The sequence below is a fragment of the Rhizobium chutanense genome, from assembly GCF_002531935.1.
Classification (GTDB): domain Bacteria; phylum Pseudomonadota; class Alphaproteobacteria; order Rhizobiales; family Rhizobiaceae; genus Rhizobium; species Rhizobium chutanense.
Window position 1 is genome coordinate 153,563 of record NZ_NWSV01000004.1, and the last position, 19,612, is coordinate 173,174.

The 19,612-nt window shown below is 60.9% G+C and carries 19 protein-coding genes; 4 read left to right on the forward strand and 15 right to left on the reverse strand.

Annotated features, from left to right (window positions below; translation table 11 throughout):
• Nucleotides 1-62: 62 nt before the first annotated feature.
• Nucleotides 63-1,094, reverse strand: coding sequence for a 1-aminocyclopropane-1-carboxylate deaminase/D-cysteine desulfhydrase (locus tag CO666_RS08050; protein WP_097611546.1), 1,032 nt, complete (start codon nt 1,092-1,094; stop codon nt 63-65).
• 74 nt (nt 1,095-1,168) lie between these two features.
• Here CO666_RS08050 and CO666_RS08055 point away from each other — a divergent pair, with 74 nt between their 5' ends.
• From CO666_RS08055 to CO666_RS08065, 3 genes are all read left to right on the forward strand, one after another.
• Nucleotides 1,169-1,984, forward strand: coding sequence for an AraC family transcriptional regulator (locus CO666_RS08055; RefSeq protein WP_245436754.1), 816 nt, complete (start codon nt 1,169-1,171; stop codon nt 1,982-1,984).
• A 267-nt stretch (nt 1,985-2,251) separates the two neighbouring features.
• Nucleotides 2,252-3,484, forward strand: a complete 1,233-nt coding sequence (locus CO666_RS08060) for an HlyD family secretion protein (protein ID WP_097611809.1) — start codon at nt 2,252-2,254, stop codon at nt 3,482-3,484.
• Nucleotides 3,466-5,460: a glycosyltransferase gene (locus CO666_RS08065; protein WP_097611548.1), complete on the forward strand. Its 1,995-nt coding sequence runs from the start codon at nt 3,466-3,468 to the stop codon at nt 5,458-5,460. The genes CO666_RS08060 and CO666_RS08065 overlap by 19 nt, the downstream gene beginning before the upstream one ends.
• A gap of 41 nt (nt 5,461-5,501) precedes the next feature.
• Here the strand turns inward: CO666_RS08065 and CO666_RS08070 are convergent, their stop codons facing one another.
• Nucleotides 5,502-6,008 carry a hypothetical protein gene (locus CO666_RS08070; protein ID WP_097611549.1) on the reverse strand — a complete coding sequence of 169 codons (507 nt, stop codon included), beginning with the start codon at nt 6,006-6,008 and terminating at the stop codon, nt 5,502-5,504.
• A 259-nt stretch (nt 6,009-6,267) separates the two neighbouring features.
• Between CO666_RS08070 and CO666_RS08075 the strand changes: the two genes are divergently transcribed.
• Nucleotides 6,268-6,786: a tetratricopeptide repeat protein gene (locus CO666_RS08075; protein WP_097611550.1), complete on the forward strand. Its 519-nt coding sequence runs from the start codon at nt 6,268-6,270 to the stop codon at nt 6,784-6,786.
• Between the two features lie 220 nt (nt 6,787-7,006).
• Here CO666_RS08075 and CO666_RS08080 read toward each other — a convergent pair whose 3' ends face one another.
• The 13 genes from CO666_RS08080 to cpaB form a co-directional block, all read right to left on the reverse strand.
• Nucleotides 7,007-7,567 carry a hypothetical protein gene (locus tag CO666_RS08080; protein WP_097611551.1) on the reverse strand — a complete coding sequence of 187 codons (561 nt, stop codon included), beginning with the start codon at nt 7,565-7,567 and terminating at the stop codon, nt 7,007-7,009.
• A 61-nt stretch (nt 7,568-7,628) separates the two neighbouring features.
• Entirely contained in the window at nt 7,629-8,933 is a 1,305-nt protein-coding gene (locus tag CO666_RS08085) for an ATP-binding protein (RefSeq protein WP_097611552.1), read from the reverse strand.
• Nucleotides 8,934-8,948: 15 nt separating this feature from the next.
• On the reverse strand, nt 8,949-9,893 hold the full coding sequence (locus CO666_RS08090; protein ID WP_097611553.1) for a type II secretion system F family protein: 945 nt from the start codon (nt 9,891-9,893) through the stop codon (nt 8,949-8,951).
• A 7-nt stretch (nt 9,894-9,900) separates the two neighbouring features.
• On the reverse strand, nt 9,901-10,854 hold the full coding sequence (locus CO666_RS08095) for a type II secretion system F family protein (protein ID WP_097611554.1): 954 nt from the start codon (nt 10,852-10,854) through the stop codon (nt 9,901-9,903).
• Nucleotides 10,851-12,296 (reverse strand): TadA family conjugal transfer-associated ATPase, encoded by a 1,446-nt coding sequence (locus CO666_RS08100; RefSeq protein ID WP_097611555.1) that lies wholly within the window; start codon nt 12,294-12,296, stop codon nt 10,851-10,853. The genes CO666_RS08095 and CO666_RS08100 overlap by 4 nt, the downstream gene beginning before the upstream one ends.
• Nucleotides 12,297-12,313: 17 nt before the next feature.
• A complete protein-coding gene (locus CO666_RS08105) occupies nt 12,314-12,883 on the reverse strand; it encodes a L,D-transpeptidase (protein ID WP_097611556.1) in 570 nt (189 codons plus the stop codon).
• Nucleotides 12,880-14,022: a response regulator/pilus assembly protein gene (locus tag CO666_RS08110; protein WP_097611557.1), complete on the reverse strand. Its 1,143-nt coding sequence runs from the start codon at nt 14,020-14,022 to the stop codon at nt 12,880-12,882. The genes CO666_RS08105 and CO666_RS08110 overlap by 4 nt, the downstream gene beginning before the upstream one ends.
• Before the next feature lie 29 nt (nt 14,023-14,051).
• Nucleotides 14,052-14,675, reverse strand: coding sequence for a TadE/TadG family type IV pilus assembly protein (locus tag CO666_RS08115; RefSeq protein ID WP_097611558.1), 624 nt, complete (start codon nt 14,673-14,675; stop codon nt 14,052-14,054).
• Nucleotides 14,669-15,148, reverse strand: a complete 480-nt coding sequence (locus CO666_RS08120) for a TadE/TadG family type IV pilus assembly protein (protein WP_097611559.1) — start codon at nt 15,146-15,148, stop codon at nt 14,669-14,671. Before CO666_RS08120 ends, CO666_RS08115 begins: the two co-directional genes overlap by 7 nt.
• Nucleotides 15,145-16,746 carry a TadE/TadG family type IV pilus assembly protein gene (locus tag CO666_RS08125; protein WP_097611560.1) on the reverse strand — a complete coding sequence of 534 codons (1,602 nt, stop codon included), beginning with the start codon at nt 16,744-16,746 and terminating at the stop codon, nt 15,145-15,147. The genes CO666_RS08120 and CO666_RS08125 overlap by 4 nt, the downstream gene beginning before the upstream one ends.
• Before the next feature lie 92 nt (nt 16,747-16,838).
• Complete coding sequence (locus CO666_RS08130; protein WP_097611561.1) at nt 16,839-17,144, reverse strand: hypothetical protein; 306 nt, start codon at nt 17,142-17,144, stop codon at nt 16,839-16,841.
• Nucleotides 17,128-18,615: a type II and III secretion system protein family protein gene (locus CO666_RS08135; protein ID WP_097611810.1), complete on the reverse strand. Its 1,488-nt coding sequence runs from the start codon at nt 18,613-18,615 to the stop codon at nt 17,128-17,130. Before CO666_RS08135 ends, CO666_RS08130 begins: the two co-directional genes overlap by 17 nt.
• A 59-nt stretch (nt 18,616-18,674) precedes the next feature.
• Nucleotides 18,675-19,592 carry a Flp pilus assembly protein CpaB gene (gene cpaB / locus CO666_RS08140; protein ID WP_097611562.1) on the reverse strand — a complete coding sequence of 306 codons (918 nt, stop codon included), beginning with the start codon at nt 19,590-19,592 and terminating at the stop codon, nt 18,675-18,677.
• Nucleotides 19,593-19,612 lie beyond the last annotated feature (20 nt).

Below are 19,612 nucleotides of genomic sequence, written 5' to 3' on the forward strand. Positions count from 1 at the left end.
AGGCCGGCTGTCGCTTTGGGACAGAGCGCGGAAGAACCGGAACACCACCCTATGGCGCGATATCACAATTCCACGCCAGAGAGCCGCTCTATCGCCGACCAGATGCGCTTGGCATAACGAGGATCGAACAGGGCGTGGTAACCGCCCGTGTGCCAGAAGACGACCGGGCCTTTCAGCTCGTTCCTGGCGGCGAGGTCGATGATGGCGGCGGCCGCCTTGCCGCTGTAGACGGGATCGACCAGCAGGCCCTCTTTGGTGGCCAGCAGATCGATCGCCTCGTAGATGCCGGCGGCGGGCAGCCCATAACCCTCGCCGAGATAGGCTTCGCTGATATTGATGTGATCGCGTGTCAGCTCGACCTCGGCATCGATCAGGCGGGCGCCGCCGCGGGCGAACGAAAGATAGGTGCCGGCCACGTCGGGATAGACGTCTTCGGCGACGACGATGCCGCGGATTTGACTTTCGAAGCCATGCAAGGCGTTGCCGAGGACGAGGCCGGCATGGGTTCCGCCCGAAGAGCTGGCATGGACGATGGTGCCGACGCTCCGGCCGTGGGCGCGCATCTGGTAGCGGAGTTCACCGTAGGCCAGGGCAAAGCCCAGGCAGCTGCGTTCGGACGCGCAGCCGATCGGCAGCCGATAGACGCGCTCGCCGGATCGTTCGAGCTCGCGGACGACGATCTCCGCGTGCTCGGCGAGTTCAAGCCAGTTGACGTTGCCGACGAAGCGCAGGTCGGCGCCGAAAAGGCCGTCGAGCATCAGGTTGCCGACCGGCTCGTGCGGCTCGTCATGACAGAGGAGCAGCGTGCATTTCAGGCCGAGAGCAGCAGCAGCGGCGGCGACCGCGCGGGTGGCATTGGAAAGGCGCGAGCCTTCGGCGACCAGGTGCGTTGCGCCGCAGGCCAGGGCGTGGGCCAATTCGACCTCGAGCTTGCGGACCTTGTTGCCGGCGAGACCGACGGAGCCGATGTCGTCGCGCTTGCACCAGACCTCGACACCGATCGTCTCGCTGAAGCGTTCGAGACGCTGGACCGGCGAAACGAAGCCGCGCAGATCGAGGCGCGGCAATCCTTCAAGCATTTCCAGAGCAGTCATCCGATAATCCTCTACCCTTCTGAGATGAGAAGCATATACACAGGGAGGGATAGCGAAATCCGGACAGTGGATACGTGGCTTCTGACAAAATGACCGGCGGGGACGGCACCGGGGGCGATCGAGAGTTGCCGCCGGAAACGATCGCCATGAAGATCGTGCAGCTCGCCGAAGTCACCTCCTTCCCGATGGATCGGCACAGCTGGGGTCAATTCGTCTATTCCGTCGCCGGCGTCATCGAGCTGACGGTGAAAAGCAGCCGCTATGCGGCGCCGCCGGATTTCGGCGTGTGGCTGCCGCCGGAGACCGAACATCTGGCCTGGGCCGGCGACGAGACCTCCTATCTGCTGCTCGATATCGAACGGAGGCTCTGCGACCGGCTGCCGCGTCAGGCCAGCATTCTCTCGGTCGGGCCGATCGCCAAGGCGATCCTTCTCGATCTGAAGAAGCGCGGGATCGGCGCGCCGCAAACCGCGGATGATGCCCGGCTGATGCGCGTGCTGATCGATCAGCTGAGTATCGGATCGCCGCTGGAGAGCTTCCTGCCGCTATCGGATGATCGCACCTTGAAGCCGGTGCTGGACGCGCTCTGCAAGAACCCCGGCGACGGCCGCTCGCTGGAGGAATGGGCAAGGCATGTTCACAGCACCGAACGCACCTTGGCCCGGCGCTGCAAACGCGATCTCGGCATGAGCTTCGTGAAATGGCGGCAGCGGCTTCGCCTCTCCCGGGCGCTCGCCATGCTTGCGGATGGGCTGTCGGTGCAAACTGTCGCCCACAGGCTGGGCTACAGCACGACCTCCGCCTTCATTGCGATGTTTCAGGCGGCGATCGGCGCGACGCCGAACACCTTTCGCGGGCGGTTGCGGGAGGAAGAGGAAGGCCCGCGGTAAGCGTGTCACAGCTTTCAGATCGAAACCAATCTCCGGCGCGAAGAAATCATCATCGCTACTGGCGAAAACGGCATCGCCGTCCTGGAGCAGCGCGTTCACCGAGGCCGATCTCTTCGGCCGGGCGGCAAGCAGCCCGCCGAAACCCTTCAGGCCGTCTACCATTACTTGTCTATTTCGTTTATTTGCGTTAGCTTATGCAAGATTTAGTTGTATCCATGGTACTAGATCGAGAGGTCGATGGATGACGCGATACCTTCGGATGACGCCATGATCTGGAACCATCGCATCACACGCATCACTGTCGGCCTGCTGCTGCTGGTGATCATCGCTGTCGTCTCATTGCCGGCGATCACCGGCTATACGAGCCTTGACGGCACGGTCAATGCGCGTTTCGCCGTCGTCAATGCACCGATCGACGGCACGATTGCAGAAGAGCCCGCCAAGGTGGGCAGCCCGGCCAAAGAGGGACAGTCTCTCGCAGAGATCAGAAATCCGCGCGTCAACCGCGCGATCCTTGCGTCGCTCGAAGCAGATCGCAACACGGCGCTCGACCGCGTCGCGGCGCTGAAAAAGGAACGGGCGGAGCTCTCCGAGCTTCGCGAGGAACTGTCCGCCAGATTGGAAGTCTACCGGCAGACCACCATTGCCAATCTCGAACGCGAAGTCGAAATCCTGCGGAAGAAGGTCGAGGTGTCACAGGCTCAGGATCTGGTCGCGCAGGTCGACCTGAGCCGCCGGATGGCGCTCGAGTCGAAAGGCATTCTGACCCAGAAGCTGGTCGAGGCCGCGCGCGCCGCCGGGGCTGCGACCGGCGGCGAGGTCGAAATCAGCAATTTGACGGTCGATCAATTGCAGCAAAGGCTCGAGGCCGTCCGCCAAGGCATCTTCGTGTTCGGCGACGGACAGAACGATGTGCCCTATTCGCGGCAGCGCGAGGACGAGGTCATCGTCCACATCAACGACCTGAACTCGCGCATCGCGGAAAACGAGACGCGCGCCAGCGAAGCGCAAAAGCAGCTCACCGAAGAGAAAAACCGCGTCAGCAACCTTGAATCCGCGACCGCTATCGCACCGTTCGACGGCGTCGTCTGGAGCAGGAGCATCGTCAACGGCTCGAACGTCGTGCTCAACAACGAGCTGATGCGCCTGCTCGACTGCCGAGAGCTGTTCGTCGATATCCTGGTTCCCGAGGTCGATTATGACGAGATCTATCCGGGACTTGCCGCGCAAGTGCGCTTGTTCGGCCGCAACGATGTCTTCAAGGGAACGGTCGTTTCCGTAAAAGGCAGCTCGGCGGCTGTCGAGACCGATGCCTTTGCCGCCAGCCTGCCGCCATCGACACAGCGGAACGCCCGCATTCGGGTCCGCCTCGATCCTTCCTTCATGAACGGCGACTTCGCCAACTTCTGCCAGGTGGGGCGCAGCGTGCAGGTCCGGTTTTCCAAACACCGCATGGACGTGTCAAATTGGGTCAAGAAACTGTGGTTCAGTATCTTCTAGCACTGGTTCCCACCTTTCTGGTTTTGGCCTTCTTTTTCCTGGGGCCCTTCAATTGGTCGCGCCATCACAGCTGGACGCGGACGGTGACCTGCGCCTTCGTGGCGGCAACCGTCTTGCGATACATGGTCTGGCGCCTGACCGAGACCGTGCTTCCCTACCCCAATGACGGCCTGAATTTCTATTGGGTCTGGATCCTCTTCGTGGTCGAGATTCTGGCGTGCCTCGAAGTGGTGCTGTTTCTGATATTGATGAGCCGCTACGTCGATCGGAGTGCGGAAGCCGACAGGCTGGCCGGGGTTTTCTTCGCGCGCGACACGCGCGAGCTGCCGACCGTCGATGTTTTCATTCCGACCTATAACGAGCCGCTCGACGTGCTTGAGCGAACCATCATCGGCGCCCGTGCGCTGGATTATCCTGCCGACAAGCTGAACGTCTATGTGCTCGACGACCAACGCCGGGACTGGCTCAAGGCCTATTGCGAGGAGAAGAACGCCATCCATGTCACGCGCGGCGACAACAGCCACGCCAAAGCCGGCAATATGAACAACGGGCTCAAGGTCAGCTCGGGCGAGTTTATCGCGGTCTTCGACGCGGATTTCGTTCCCTATCGACATTTCCTGCGCCGGACGCTGCCCTTCTTCAGTGACGACAGCATCGGCATCGTCCAGACACCGCAACATTTCTTCAATACCGATCCCGTGCAATCCAATCTCGGCCTGGAGAATATCTGGCCGGACGAGCAGCGGCTGTTCTTCGACGAGATCGCGCCCAGCCGCGACAGCTGGGACGTCAGTTTCTGCTGCGGCTCATGCTCGGTTTCGCGCCGCGCGGCGATCGACGCCATCGGCGGATTTCCGACGGAGTCGATCACCGAAGACCTGCTGACGACGCTTTCCATGCTCAACAAAGGCTACAAGACGCGCTATCTGAATGAGCGGCTGTCGATGGGATTGGCCGCCGAAAACCTGACCGGTTATTTCGTGCAGCGCGAACGCTGGTGCCAGGGCGGTATTCAGACCCTCTACTTGTACAATGGCCCGCTGCGCGGCCCGGGATTGACGCTGTTTCAGCGAATCATGTTCCTGCCGATCTCATGGCTGGTGCAATATCTGGTCCGCCTGACGATCTTGCTCGTCCCGATCGTCTATCTCTGGCTCGGCCTGCTGCCGCTGCATTTCACCTCGATCGCCGATTACGTGTCGCATCAGGTGCCGGTGCTGGCGGCGTATTTTCTGCTGATGCTGTGGATCACGCCGACGCGTTATCTGCCGGTGATCTCAAGCGCGGTCGGGACGTTTGCGGCATTCCGCATGCTGCCGACCGTCATCTCCAGCCTGGTGAGACCGTTCGGCAAACCGTTCAGGGTGACGCCGAAGGGCAGCGGCAACGAAGCGAACCTGTTCGACCGCTACAGTTTTGCCTGGATCGCAGGCCTGATCACGGTCACCGTCCTTGGTCTGCTCGTCAATATCGTGCCAGAAACGTCGCACACACAAGGTCAGTTTTCGCCGGTCGCCGCCTTTTGGTCGGGGATCAATATCATCGTCCTGCTCATCGCGTCGCTGATCTGCTTCGAGAAACCTCGGCGCCTGTTTCATGCGTTCAAACTCGATGAAGCCGCCACCGTCGACGATGTCCCCGGCCAGGTCGTCAGTCTGGCGCTGGATAAGGCGGTCGTTGCGGTTCCCACCATGGCCCGATTTCAATCCAAATCGGTCATGCTGAAACTCCCCGGTTTCGCCCCCTTCCAGGCAGAACTCAGACATGTCACGCAGCGACGAAGGAGCATAAGTCGCGGCGGCGACAAGCAAGCCTATTACCTGCACCTTTATTTCGAACTCGACGGCTCTGCGCGCGACAGCATGATCGTCAAACTCTACACCGGCCAATATTCGCAGGATATTCGCGACATCGACAAGGTCGCCGTCTCTCTCAATCTTTTGCTGCGCTCGTTCGGGCGAACGCGCACCTTGTAGCCAATGGTGAGAACGCCGATCGGGCGGCGCTTCGGCCTTTTTTATCGCGCCGATCGGATGCGCCTGATGATGCTGAAATGGCAGCAGATGCAAGCCGGAAGCACGGATAAAAAAAGCACGGTCCCAAGCGGTGAGGAAGAGAGCGGCAGGAACGACCAGTCGCCGCGCTGAAATTGCGGCAGAGCACTGCCGAAAAGGCCGGCTTGCGCCACGGCGGCCCGCCCCATCGCCATGCCGGTGGCAATCAGCGCGATATGGGCATGGATGAAGCCTGACCGCTGATGTCTTTGCGGCTGCAAGGCCAAGCGAACCCCGAAAGCCGATGCAAGCATCAACACCACCATGGCGCTCCAGATGCCGACGCCGGGGACCGCCAAAAGCAGATAGATGGGCTCGCGCATGACCGGGAGGATGGTCATGTAAAGCCACCAGGCAAAGGGACTCGCGGGGTGGCTTTCGAGAAGCGGCATGCTGAGAACGAAGATCGATGCGATCGCATAGGCCAGTGCCGGTCCCAGTCGCATCAGCATGAGAATCGCGTTTCGCATAGAGCGTTCCATCCTTTGACCTGACGGGGAAGGTAGGCGACGTCGATGAATTTTCCACTCGATGAATCGCCGGACAGAGGATGCCTGCGATCACAACTTGGCGTTTATCAGCCCTGCGACTTCCGGCGAAAACCGCACCTGTCGCTTTTTTGCGACTATTGGTTCAAATTCTTGAGTTGTTAGCTTTTTTTTACGATGATCTCCGGTGAACGTATCCGAAATTCAGGTAAGAATGTCTGACGGGGAGATCAAATTGCCAATGCTGCAGATCAAAGCTGGAACGACATGCATCGCGTTTTTGTTAGCGACCGGGACGATTTTGGCCGGTTGCCAGTCAGCCACGGATGGCCTGGCCGCCTATGGCGACAGTGCAAAAACCCTTGAGGATGACTCGGCCGTCGCCTTCTATAAAAACGACGAGCTGATCACCACCGGAAAGCTGCAGTTTCAGGAAAAGAACTACGGAAAATCCTACGCCATTTACAAGCGTGCGGTTGACGTTTTTCCGGAAGATCCGGCTGCCTGGCTGGGCTTTGCAGCCTCCGCCGACATGGTTGCCCGCTTCGACACATCCGACCGCGCCTACCAGCAGCTCTCGCGCATGATCGGCAACACCCCGGTTTACTATAATAATATTGGATATTCTCACCTTTTACGCGGCGACTTACGTACTGCCAGACGGTATTTCTTGAAAGCCTATGAGCTTGATCCCGGAAACGAAGTCACAGCCCGCAATCTCGAATTGATGAAGAATAGCGTAAATTACGCTCAGCGCTGATAAGCTTTTCAGCGATCCGCGTCGGGATGGGCGTGCCGTTGCCGCGTTGCGAGCATCGGCGCGGGCGCCCCCCTGGCAGCGTCCAGCGATGGCTTTGAAGCATGTGTCGCGCAAACCTGTGCAGCGGTTTTGCGGCGGGGACATCGCGTAAAAATAAAGACCCAAAGTCCGTCCCATGAAGCACGTCCGATGCGACGTGCTTTGCAGATAAAGCCTTTATCTACCGTGCTTTCCGAAGGATGAGCTGGCCTTCCGGCGAGAGGGTGCGTTCGTAACGCGGCAGGTCGTTGACGGCAATGCCGCCGGCTGTGATCGACGCAAGACTGCTGTCCGGCATTAGAGTTTCCGCCGGCGCGGCACGCGGTGCGAAAAATTGCGCCGGTTCCTTGCCGGGCGCGCTCAGGACCAGAGCCGAACCCATGCGAAGATTGCTTGTGTCGTTCTGCCGTTCGTTCACCACGGTCTTTTGCAGCTCATCCATCTGCTGGCGAATCACGGCGACGTCGTCGGCCTTGGCATTGTCGTCGATCTTGCCCGACTGTTTTTCCATCTGTCCTCTCAGGCCATCGATCGACCTTTTCAGCGCGGCGATGGTCTCCCGACTCTCGCGGACATCCGCCGAGTTTTTGGCGGTATAGATGAGAACGCCGGCATTGACCGGCAGGAGCATCAGGAGCAAACCGACGAGCACCGGGCTTTTTGAGCCTTTCTGTTCTACGGTTCGCACATTGCCTGGTTTTGGGCGTTCTGCTTCGACCTCGATGCTTGGAATGCTGGTCATTCGTTTACTCCCCGTAAGTCGTTCAATCGGCCTTGGCCGCGATCGGCGCCAGGCCCGCAAATCATTCCGATGTAAACACACCTTCCCATGCCCGTTCGAGCATGTCGAGCGATGCGTTTCTAGCTAGTCCGTTGAAATCGCAGTAAGAACCGACGAAATCCAGAAGATATTTCGGATGATAGCAAGAGGCCGGCATATCGCCGGCGTACTTGCGATCGTAAAACAGGTTCAGGTCGGGATCGGAGACGACCAATCCGTTGCCGCCGGCATAGGATTTGAAGATCCTGATATATTCGTCGCGCGACGGCGTGTTCACGAAGATCTTGTATTTCAGGCGCCGCAAGCCCGCCTCGTCGGAAAGGTCCTTCGGGGCGATATTGGTCGAAAACACGACCAGCTCGTCAAAGGGAACCTTGAACTTCTTGCCGGTGTGCAGCGTCAGGAAATCATATCCGCGCTCGAGCGGCACGATCCAGCGATTGATCAGCGCCTGCGGCGCCACTTGCTGGCGCCCGAAATCGTCGATGATGAAAACGCCGCCGGATGCCTTCAGGTGGATGGGCGCTTCATAGACATTCGGTCCGCCGTTGAAGGTGAGATCGAGCTGATCGAGGGTCAATTCCCCGCCGGTCTTGATCACCGGACGGCGGCATTCGACCCATCGCTGATCGGCTTTCGGATGGGAATCCGCGCCGGCCTCCGATGCCGGCTGATGCACGGCTTCGTCATAGAAGCTGATGACATGGCCGCCGACCTCGATGGCGTAGGGCACCCAGATCGTTTGGCAAAATAGGTGCGAGGTCCGCTCGGCGATGCTGGTCTTGCCGTTTCCGGGCGGTCCGTAAAGCAGGATGGAACGACCGGAGTTGATGGCGGGGCCGAGCTTTTCGACCAGGGTGTGCGAGAGCACCAGCCCGGCAAGGCTGTCGGTCAGCCGCTCCGGGGTCACGCGCTCGTCGTGGATGGACTGCAGACCGACTTGCCGGCAGAAGGCGTCCAGCGACACCGGCGCCGGCCCGACATATTGGCATTGACGCGACGCCGCATGGGCATATTCGAGCCCCTTCATCGAAAGCGCATATCGAATATCGGATCTCACATCCTCGCCGGCCAGGCCGCGCGCCTCGATATAGGCGAGTTTCACCAGTTCCTTGATCAGGATATTGACGATCACTTTCGGCAGTTTCATGCGCTCAGCCAGATGAGAGGCCGTGGTCGTATCCTGCTCGGCCGCGCATTTCGCCGCCAGCCGAAGCAGGAAGGACGGATCCAGTCCGGCTTGTTCCATGCTTGCCGGCGCCATCGGCATGCGCGGATCGAGCGAAATGATGGCGTCGTTTCGGTTCTGTTCGAGCGGATACTGCATACGACCTCGCTTGGCTCAACCGCCGGGTTTCATGCTGATAAGGAGACTGACGACGCGCATAACGACGGGAACGAGAACGATGATGAGGCTGACCGGAAAAAGGAAGGCGCCGAGCGGCAGCAGCATTTTGACCGGCAGGGCGTTTGCCTTTTCCTCCGCGCGAACAATACGGATGTCGCGCATTTCCTTGCAGTAGACCCGCAGCGTCTGCGTTACGCTGGTCCCGAGTTCCTCCGATTGGCGGAACAGAACGGAAAGGGCCCGGGCTTCGTCAATCCTCAGCCGGATGGCAAGGTTGGCGAGCGCCTCGCGCAATCGCCGGCCGCCCCGCACTTCCAGCATCATGATCGACAGATGCAGGCCGAAATCCTGGCGCTTGTCGACGAATTCCCGGGCAACACGGTTCGCCGCCGCCTCGATGCTCATGCCCGCATCGAGGCAGACGATCAGCATATCCATGAAATCGGGAAAGAGGCGGCGGTACTCCCTCTCCTTGGCGGCGCCACGCCGGTCGATATAGATGTTGACCAGAATAAAGGTGGAGCCCGCGGCAAACATCGCAGCGACCAGCGTCGCCACCCCCGACATATCAGGCACGACCCGATTGAGAGCCCAGACCGTCGCGACCATCACGCCGATGCAGACCGCGGCGCGAACCACCTGAAAGGTGGTCACGGCGCCGGCAGCGAAATAGCCCGCCCGGATCAGCCGGTTCTGGGTGGAGTTCACATTGGTGTCACGTCGGGTGATCTCGAAATAGCGACGGATCAGGCGGTTTTCCGCCTCGCCGAGATCGGCAATCGTCGTATCGCCAAGATGGAACTCCTCGCCTGATGTCGCCGAGCTTTTCGACACCCGGACCGAGACCTCGCGCTGGCGAAAAAACAATTCCGAGGCGGCCGCAGTAAAGATCAGCACTGCGAAGAAGACGATGAGATAAATTCCATACTCACTCGACATGAACGCCTCAGTACTCGAAGTTGACCATCTTGTAGAGAATGACATTCCCGATCGCCATGACGGCCAGCAGGACGGTCACCACGACGGCTCCGTGGCCGCTCGCCCAGACGGGATCGAAATAGGTCGGCGACAACGCCTTGATCATCGCGTAGAGCAGAAACGGATACATCGACATGAAGATCGCCGTGATGCGCCCTTCCGAGGAAATCGCCTTGACCTTTGCCTTCAGCATCGACCGGTCTCGCAGCGTCTTCGACAGGTTCTGCAGGATCTCCACGAGGTTTCCGCCGGTTCCCGCCTGGACGCTCAGCGATATCGCAAGCAGGTTCAGATCCTCGACGCCGACCCGGTCCGCCAGGTTGACGAGCGCATCGTCAAGCGTCACGCCGTAGGTGAGTTCATCCGAGAGCAGGCCGAACTCGGTGCCGATCGGATCGGGCATCTCGCGCGCCACCAAGGAAATCGCCGCCGGCAACGGATGGCCGGCGGCCAGGCTGCGATTGGCGACATCGAGCGCTTCGGGAAGCTTCAGTTCGAATTTCCTCATGCGGCGTGCCCGGGCACGCCAGACGACGAGCGCCGGGATGAGGAGGCAGATCAGGAGAAAAACGGGGATCCTGAACAGCGTGCTCGGCACGAAGAACCCCACGGCCAGCCATGTCAAAAGGGCGCCCGCGATCGCGAAGAGCGCAAATCGCCTGGCATCGAACTTGATCCCCGACTGGGCGTAGAACCGCAGCAGCCGCTGCATCACCGGGGTTTGCCGCCAACTGGTTGCGGCGCCGCGTTCCTTCAGCATATCGCTATAGGTCTTGCGATGATCATCGCTGACCTCGAGCAAGCTCAGCCGATGGTTCACGGCGCGATGGCGTTCGGATGTCTTGAAGTAGCCGCGCAGGATCGCTTCGACGGCAACCAGGGCGGCGGTGAAAACGGCCGCGTAAAGGAGAAGCAGGGTCATTGAACAGGTCCCGTCTGCAGCGGTTTGCCGGGATCGAAAATCGTCACGGGGATCTCGATCCCGAGTTCGGCAAATTCCTCGACGAAGCGCGGCCGGATGCCGGTGGCGCGGAATTCTCCATGGATCCGCCCGCCTTCATCGGTGCCGATTTTCTTGAATTTCATAATCTCCTGCATCTGCACGACTTCACCTTCCATGCCGGTGATCTCGGAAATCGAGACAACTTTGCGGCTGCCGTCGCTCAGGCGCTGGACCTGGACGATCATCGTGATGGCCGACGAGATCTGCGAGCGAATGCTCAACTGCGACATCGGCATCCCGGCCATGCCGACCATCTGCTCAAGCCGGCCGACGGCGTCGCGCGGCGTATTGGCGTGAATTGTTGTCATCGACCCCTCGTGACCGGTATTCATTGCCTGCAGCATGTCGAAGGCCTCGTCGCCGCGGACTTCGCCGACGATGATGCGGTCGGGACGCATGCGCAGGGCGTTTTTCAAAAGTTCGCGTTGCCGGATCTCGTTGCGTCCGTCGAGCGTCGGCGGCCGGGTTTCCAAACGCCCGACATGCGGCTGCTGCAGCTGAAGCTCGGCCGCGTCCTCGATGGTGATCAGGCGCTCCTTCGGAGAAATCTGCGACGAGAGCGCGTTGAGAAGAGTGGTTTTGCCGGAACCGGTGCCGCCGGAAATGACCATCGACACCTTGCCCTTGACCGCGGCGCTGAGAAGGATGCGCATCGCATCGGCCATGGCGCCATATTGCACGAGGCGCTCCATCGTCAGCGGCTTGCGCGTGAATTTGCGGATGGAAACGAGCGGTCCGTCGACCGAAATCGGCCGGATGGCGACGTTGACACGCGAGCCATCCTTGAGGCGGGCGTCGACCATCGGCGTCGACTCGTCGACGCGGCGGCCGACCGCCGAGACGATCTTGTTGATCACCCGAAGCAGATGGTCCTCGTCTTTGAACCGCACGGCGGTGCTCTCGAGCTTGCCGCTCCGCTCGACATAAACGCTGTTGTAGCCGTTGATGAGAATATCCGCGATCGTATCGTCGGCCAGCAGCGGCTCGATCGGTCCGAGCCCGAGCATCTCGTCGGTGATATCGCGGATCAGATCATTGATTTCCTTGGCATTCAGCGGAAAATTGTTGGTCCGGATATAGTCCTTGACCAATGGCCGGATCTCGGTGGCGATCTCCTCGTTGTCGAGCGTGTCGAGGATCCCGAGATTGATGCGATCGAGCAGATAGCGGTGCAGATTGACCCGCTCGGAAACCATGTCCGGCCCGAGCGAAGCCTCTTCGTCACTCGCCGCGGCGCCCTCGGAGGCCGGCTGGGCGGGCATGGCCTGCGCCGCGCCGATCAAAGACAGTTCGGCCGCCTCCGGATGTTCCCGCTTTTCCGGCTCCTGCCTGTAGAAACGCCCCATGATACCGCTCGCCATGCGTCCCACCCCCCCAACTATTTTACAATGACCGTGGAACCGACCTTCACCCGCTCATAGAGATCGATGACGTCGGCATTGCTCATCCGAAAACAGCCCGATGACGCAAAACCGCCGACCGTCGACTGCTCGTTCGTTCCATGAATGCGGTAGAGCGTGTCGGCCCCGCCCTTGTAGAGATAGATCCCGCGGGCCCCCAAAGGATTGAGCGGCCCGGCAGGCACCAGGTCCGGAAGTCCGGCTGCGCGCGCCTTCATCTCGGCAGGCGGGCGCCAGTCGGGCCACTCTGCCTTGCGTCCCACCTTGACGGTGCCGCTCCAGCGAAATCCGTCCCGTCCGACGCCGATCTTGTAACGGATCGCGCGCCCTTCGGAGATGACGAGATCCAGCGTGCGGTTGCCGCTGACGATGACGATCGTCCCGGCCGCATAGCTTTTTTCGATCGTCACCACGGCGCTTGTCGTCGGCCCGAGGCTGCGCGGCACAAGCCCGGCGGCCGCAGCACTCCCGGCAGCGGCCAGAATCGCCAAAACGACAAGGCCGGCAGCGGCGCGAGATCGCATGCGCTCTCTGTCGATCGCCTTCATCGCACCAGCGCTCCAAGTTTGCCGACCGCACCGCAGAAGCGCGCCCGGGAATTCACTTGAAATGGCAGCACGCCGCGATTGACCGCCTCGCTCAAAGTCTCCCAGTCATCCCCGATGACATGCGTCGGGATCTCCTTGAATATCTTTTCCGTTTGTTGCCGGCGCAGGCCGAGGCCGAAAAGTTTGGAGCGGTATTTGTTGATGACGATGAATATCTGATCCGCACTGCCCCGCAGCCGCACCAGATTGGCAAACAGATCCTTGGCTTGAGAAAGCGCAGGCACCGTCATTTCGGTGACGATGCAGACGCTGTTGACCGACGTGAGCACCTCGTACTTCCACGGCGTGTCATAATAGGGAACGTCGACGATCGTGTGGTCGCTCTCGAAGGCGGCGACGTCGAGCATGCGCAGCACCAGTTCACGGCCCTTCGGCGCCAGAAGCACTGACGGCTGCTTGAAGGACAGCAGCGAAAAGCCGCCCGAATGCCGCTTTCGGACGAGATCGATGAATTCCAGATCGACCCGGGACGGATTGGCGATAACCGGTTTCAAGTCGTAGTCGTTGACGAGGTTGAGATAATAGCCAAGCGTCCCGGAGCAGAAATCCGTGTCGAACAAGTCGATCCGCGGCGTGTAATTCTTGGTCGGCTGGGCCAGCACATGCGCAAGCGATGAGGCGATCACGCTGGCGCCCGCGCCGCCGACGGCCGAGACCACGGCATGCACCCGGCTGTCGCTCGCCCCGGTGCCGGGCGCATGGGTCGAGATCATGTCGATCAGGGCGCGGCGCTCGAGCGGCTTCTTCAGCCAGTCTTTGCCGTTGAGGCGAAAGAGCAGCCGCATCATGTCATCAGGCAGATCTTCGGAAACGACGACCAGCGGAATGTCCCGATAGCTGGTGCGAAACGTGAAAAGCTCCGGCTGCTGCAGCAATTTCCCATTGTCGACGTCGAGAACGATGAGATCGAACTGCGCCGGATCGAACCGGCCCTTCTCCGCGAGCGCCTTCAGCGCGAGATGGCGGACATCGTACCGCGAAAGCGACCCGAACGTATCGAGCATGAAGCTCGCTGCAGCCGCATCGTCGGAGAGGACCAGGATCTTGGTGGATGCGGCAATGTTCATGTGCGCTGTCATTTTCGCTTTCCTACGCGTGATTTAAGGAGTCAGCAGGTGGAGCACGTCTTCAGATCTTCCGTCGTAATCGTCACCGGATGGGCCGGAATGGTGACGTCGTTCAGTCCCAACAAGCCGCCGAGGACCGGCAGATCGAAGGTGATGTTGCGCACCTCCAGCCGCATCGTCAGCACCGGCCCGTCCGGCCGGCCCCAATAGCCGAGCCCCGATCGCTGATAGGTGACCATCAGCTTATCCGGGGTGATGCGCCAGTTGAGGTCGCAAATGCCGGGGTGTGGATCGGTTCCCGCGTTGCAGACGCCGTCGCTTCCGAGCACAATCCGGTTCAATGCCGCCGTGCAGTTTGCAAGAGCCGGTCCGCAGGTCGAGGATATCGTCGCATCGTTCGGCGCCGCTTTGCCGTTGTTGAGGGGATCGGCAGCGTCGGTGGGGAAAACGGCATTGAAATTCGTCGTCAACGGATCGGATACGGCCGCCAGACGGGCACCAAATTGCAGCGCCTTGACCGTCTGGTTCCACTGCGACATGGCATAGCCGAACTCGATAAAGGCGGCGAACACCAGCATGACGATCGGAAAGGTCAGCAATGCTTCGACGAGGCTGACACCGCTGCTATCCTGCCAGAATGCCTTGATTGCCCTAGAGATCACCATCCGATGTACCTCTCTTCATGGAAGGAACTGATGGTGATGGCGCTGATTCCGAGAAAGCCGAACACCGGCGAGCTCTGGTAGAGATGAGCCGTTGATATGGTGATGTTCCCATCCGCATCGGGTGCGGTGATGGTGATGTCGGCAGGGTTGTTCCAGCCGGGAACGCGGGGTGTGGCGCCTGCCGCAGGCGTTTGCGTTCCGTAAAAGGCGATCGTCTTCGCAGTCGCCTGACTGCAGGTCGGCACATAGGTTCCCGACAGCGGCCGGCATCGCGAGAGGTAACGCCCCGCATCGCGCAAGCCCGCGTCGATCTGCATACGCTCCCAGAAGATGCTGCCGAACTCCAGTATTCCAGCCGCAAAGAGCGTCACGAAGGGGATGGCGAGCAGCGCTTCGGCAAGCACCGCACCTTCCTCCCGCTGCCAGAAGCGCAGGGAAAGCCGATGCCGGATAAGATTACGGAGCGCCATCATCTGACCAGCTCCGCTTCTTCCCGCAGGAATTCGTCCAGCGTCCCGCGACCACCCTTGCCGGTGATGTCGATCATCTCGAGCGAAAGATAGCGCTCGCTACCGGCCTTGATCGCCGGTTTGGTCATGAACATGCGCGCAAAGGCAACCGCCTGCGTCTGCTTGTGACCATTCAGATGGCCGATCGAGGCTTCATAGCCGCAATTGACGATTGCAGCGAAAATCTCTCGGCGATCGCCGTACTCGCTCCCCGTGTAGCTCGAGAGAGCAGGTCCCGAATAGCACTGACCGCCGCCCGTCGTCGGCGTACCGACCTCGCCGTTCGCAGAGGCATGGTTGAGCAGCGCCGCGGTATTGAGCTCGTAACGATAGACATCATAGGCAGAGGGCCGGCTCGGCGTTCCGGTGGCCCCCGGGGGATAGCTGGAATAGTTGCCGAGAATCGCGCTGACCGAGGGCGCCGTGCCTCCCTGGGCGACACTCCAGTAGTTTGCGTAGTTCCAATTGTTGCCGGTGCTGATCTTGCCGCCGCCGAGGGGGCTCATGGTTGCGCCGTAACCCAAAGGCACCGCCTTGGTGACATCGCCGACCGTGCTGCCGACCATTGCCGGGTCGTAGCCTTTGCAGCCGTTCTGCCCTGTTTGCTTTTGCGCGGAGCGGACGTTCTGGGCCGGGCGATAGCGGCTGTCCCCGCGCGAGCCCTTGAACGACCCCTCATAAATACCGAAGCGCGTATTGACGCCAGCTTCAACGGGTCCGGCCATGGCACCCGTCTCGGTATCGAGGCTGTCCTGGGTATAACAGGCCCCCGGATTGCCGGTGGCCAGAGCCTCTGCCATCACGTTCGCGCCATTGCCCAGCGGTGTCCGCAGGAATCCGAAATTGCCAGGCCCGGGATTGGCGGAGGACGTGCTGTGCATTTCGATCTGCCGGCCGTAGAGATTGCCAGCCGCGAAGTTGGTGTGGAGATCCGTCGCCGCCTGTTGGCTGGCGGCCTCGCTCGTATTGCCCGCCGGCTCGTAGGGATTGCAGATGAAGATCGGCGTCACGTCGCAGGCGCTGGCATGGTATACCGCCACGGCATCGGCAGCGATGCTGATCGTGCTGCGGGTGAAACCGACCGGGACCGGAAAGATCGTCTGCATCGCCTGCGGCTTGGCGATGACCCAGGCGTAGGACGCTTCGCTGGCCGTGGTCGTTTTCATCGAAGACGGGATCGGCGTATCGTCATTGGCCGGGATGTTCTTCAGAAAAAACACGGTGACCGTGCTGGCGGCGTCGTTTCCAGCCTTATAGGTGACGCTGATGTGCGAGCCGAGCGACATGCCGGTCCCGCCCCCGGAAAAAGCCGCGCTATTGGCGATTTTCTCGATCGCGGTCTGCGCCCTCGAAATGGCATCGTCGCGGCCATCGAGTTCGCGGGCTCCGGCCAGTGCCATCGCGTCGACCGCGTTCTGGAGATCGGTGTGCAGGTTGCTGCTGCGGCCGACATCGATGACCAGCAGCGAAAAGCCGAGAAGCATGGGCATGGCGATGAGCGTCAAGGCGATGACATAGCCACGATGATCATTCCAGAACCGTCTGACAACCCTGCTCAGCATTGGCCCACCCCCATCACGGCTTTCGCCGCGACGACCCTGTTTCGTGCATTTTCCCTTCCGGCGCGTTGCCGCCGTTCATGCCTTTCGAACAGCTACTGGCTGACGGTGGCCCCGTTGGACGCACCGTTGGCCTCCATGGCCGGCGATGGCTGAACGACCACCACCCCGCCGTTCTGATACTCGGTCATCACTCTGCGGACCACCTTGCCGTCGCTTGCGATACGGGTTCGCTGGGCTTCCGGCGGGAACGGATCCTCGGTGTGGATGGCTTTGTTTGCTTCCATGGCGTTCCCGGCCCCGAAGGTGATCGTGTCGCGATGGTTCATGTAGTCGGCGCAGCTGGAAACCAGGCCGGCGGCCGCGAGGACGAGAAGGATGCGCTTAGCGTTTTGTAGCAACAACCTGGCCTCCCTGGTTCAGGTCGAGACGATGGCCATAAGGCCCGGTCACACCTTCGCCGTTGCGAAAGCGCCGGAGCATGTCCTTGTCGACTTCCAGGACACCGAGCGCGAAAAGCTCGACATCGTTGGACGACCGCGTCTGATCGAGCGGACTGTAGAGGTCCTCGCCCGGGCGGGCGGGCCGCACGATATGCGGGGTGACGACGATGACGAGGTCGGATTCCTTCTTCTGGAAACTCGTCGAACGGAACAATGCGCCGAGGATCGGTATCTTCCCGAGGCCGGGCAATTGCTGGATGTCCTTGGCGTTAATCGACTGCAGCAGACCCGCCAAGGCAAAGCTCTGGCCGTCGCGAAGTGCGACCGTGGTGCTGGCCGCGCGCGAGATGAAACCCGGATTGCCGTTGACGTTGATCGACGGATCAAGCTCGGAAACCTCAGGCTCGATCTCCAGATTGATGAGCCCGTCATCAAGAACCACCGGCTTGAAGGTCAGCCGCACGCCGAAGGGGCGATAGTCCGTCTCGGTGGCGACTGTCGTGCCGTTGTTGGTCGTCTTCAGGATCGGCACTTCGCCGCCGGCATGGAAGCTGGCCGTCGAGCCGCTCATTGCGATGAGGTTCGGCTGAGCCAGGCGACGCACCAATCCCTTCTGCTCGAGCGCGTTGATGACCACGTCGATGTGGCCGCCCGAGATTTCCAGCACCTTTGCGATCAACTGACCGAAGGGCAGCGCGCCCGTTGCCGCACCCTTGGGGTCGACGAGGGTGCGGACGAGGCTGCCGTTATCATCCACGCCGATACCCTGGCTGGTCGTTGCCTTGCCGATGCCGTTGTTGCCGCGCCCGGACCAGCCGATCCCGAGGTCACGACCCGTCTGGCGCGAGGCTTCGATGACACGGACTTCCAGCATCACCTGCTGGCTGTCACTGACGCGCAACTGGTTCAGCACCGGCTGGTCGGAATAGGACTGGGCGATGTCCATCACCCGCTGCAATTCGACGCCGTCACGGACGATGCCTGTCAGGCGAATGCGGTCGCTGGAATTGGCCACGACAACCCGGGCCGAGGGCGCGGCAGAGCGAATGGCGGCGGCGACTTCACTGAAATCGCTGGCAACCCGGACATCGATGACACCGAGAAGCGACTTGTCGTCGCCATAGACCGAGATATTGGTGGCGCCGATCTTCTTGCCGCGGATGAACAGCGACTTGTCGGAAAGCGGCACCACGTCGATCATATCGGCGCTGCCGATGACGAGATCGCCGAAGGTCTGGCCGGTATTGAGCGTCAGCGTCGCGTTCGGAGGCAGGGTCACGCGCTGGACCGATTTGCCTAAGGTGACCGATTTTTCCTGTGCGTTGGCGCAGCCTGCAAATCCCGGTCCTAAACACACACAGGCCGAAAACACCGCCGCCAGTGCCGCAAGGCTTTTCGTCCTTGCGATTCTTCTCTTGCCATTCGCCATGCCTGCTTTAGCCCCCTCGTTCGGCATGGCCGTATCTGCGGCATGCCGGCTAAACAACATCACTGGACCAGGCCGACTCGGTGCTCCTCGCGCTTCGTCGTGTTCCAGACCCCCACCGTCACCCATTTCGGCTCAACCGGCAACACCGGTTCGACCTTTTGTTCCACAATCTGCACTTGTTTTTCAGCTTCTGGTAATTTTTTCTTTTCTAAATCATTGCCGAGCTCCGTCGCCATCGCCCCGCCACCGAGGTCTGCGACGGTGATCGGCCGGGTCTGCTCGACGGAGGCAGAGGCAATATTGCGAAGCGCCAGCGAGAGCGTGCCGATGCTGGAGCCGAGGGTAAGCCGTTGCGCCTCATCGGTCGTGACCTCGAAGGTCACGGTTTTGACGACGGACGGTTCGTCCTTGCGCTCGTCTGCCGTCTGGTCTACTGCCAGCACCTTGACGCCTTGCAGCAGCACGTCGACGAAGGTCTGATCGTTGCCGGCCGGCCCGCGCACGACCCGCGTCAGAAGCACGTCGACGCGATCGGAAGGCCTGACGAAGCCGGCAACGCCGAGCACGTCATTGACACGGATGGAAACGGCCTTCATGCCCTGGTCGAGGGCCGCCGACAGCGTGGCGCGTTCGCCGGCGCCGGTGATTTTCGAGGAAAGCACCGGCTCGCCGGGATCGATCGCCGCCATCGCATAACGCGGCTGGGCATCGCTGCCGACAACCGTCTCGATGCTGACGAATGAGCCTGAGGGTGTTTCATTGGAGGGCCATGGGATGGCCCTGAGATTTTCGGGCCGGATCCGGTCGCCGAAGCGCATCGGTTTGGCGGCGACGACGAGCGTCCGCTCCTCGGCCTTCACACCGTTCATCGCCAGGAGCCTGGCCTTCTGATCGGAGAGATACTCGCGCATGCCGAAAACTGCTGCTGCTGCGAGGACAAACGCAATAACGAGACTTAAAATCGTTGAAGAACGCATCGCAGTTACTCGCTACACTG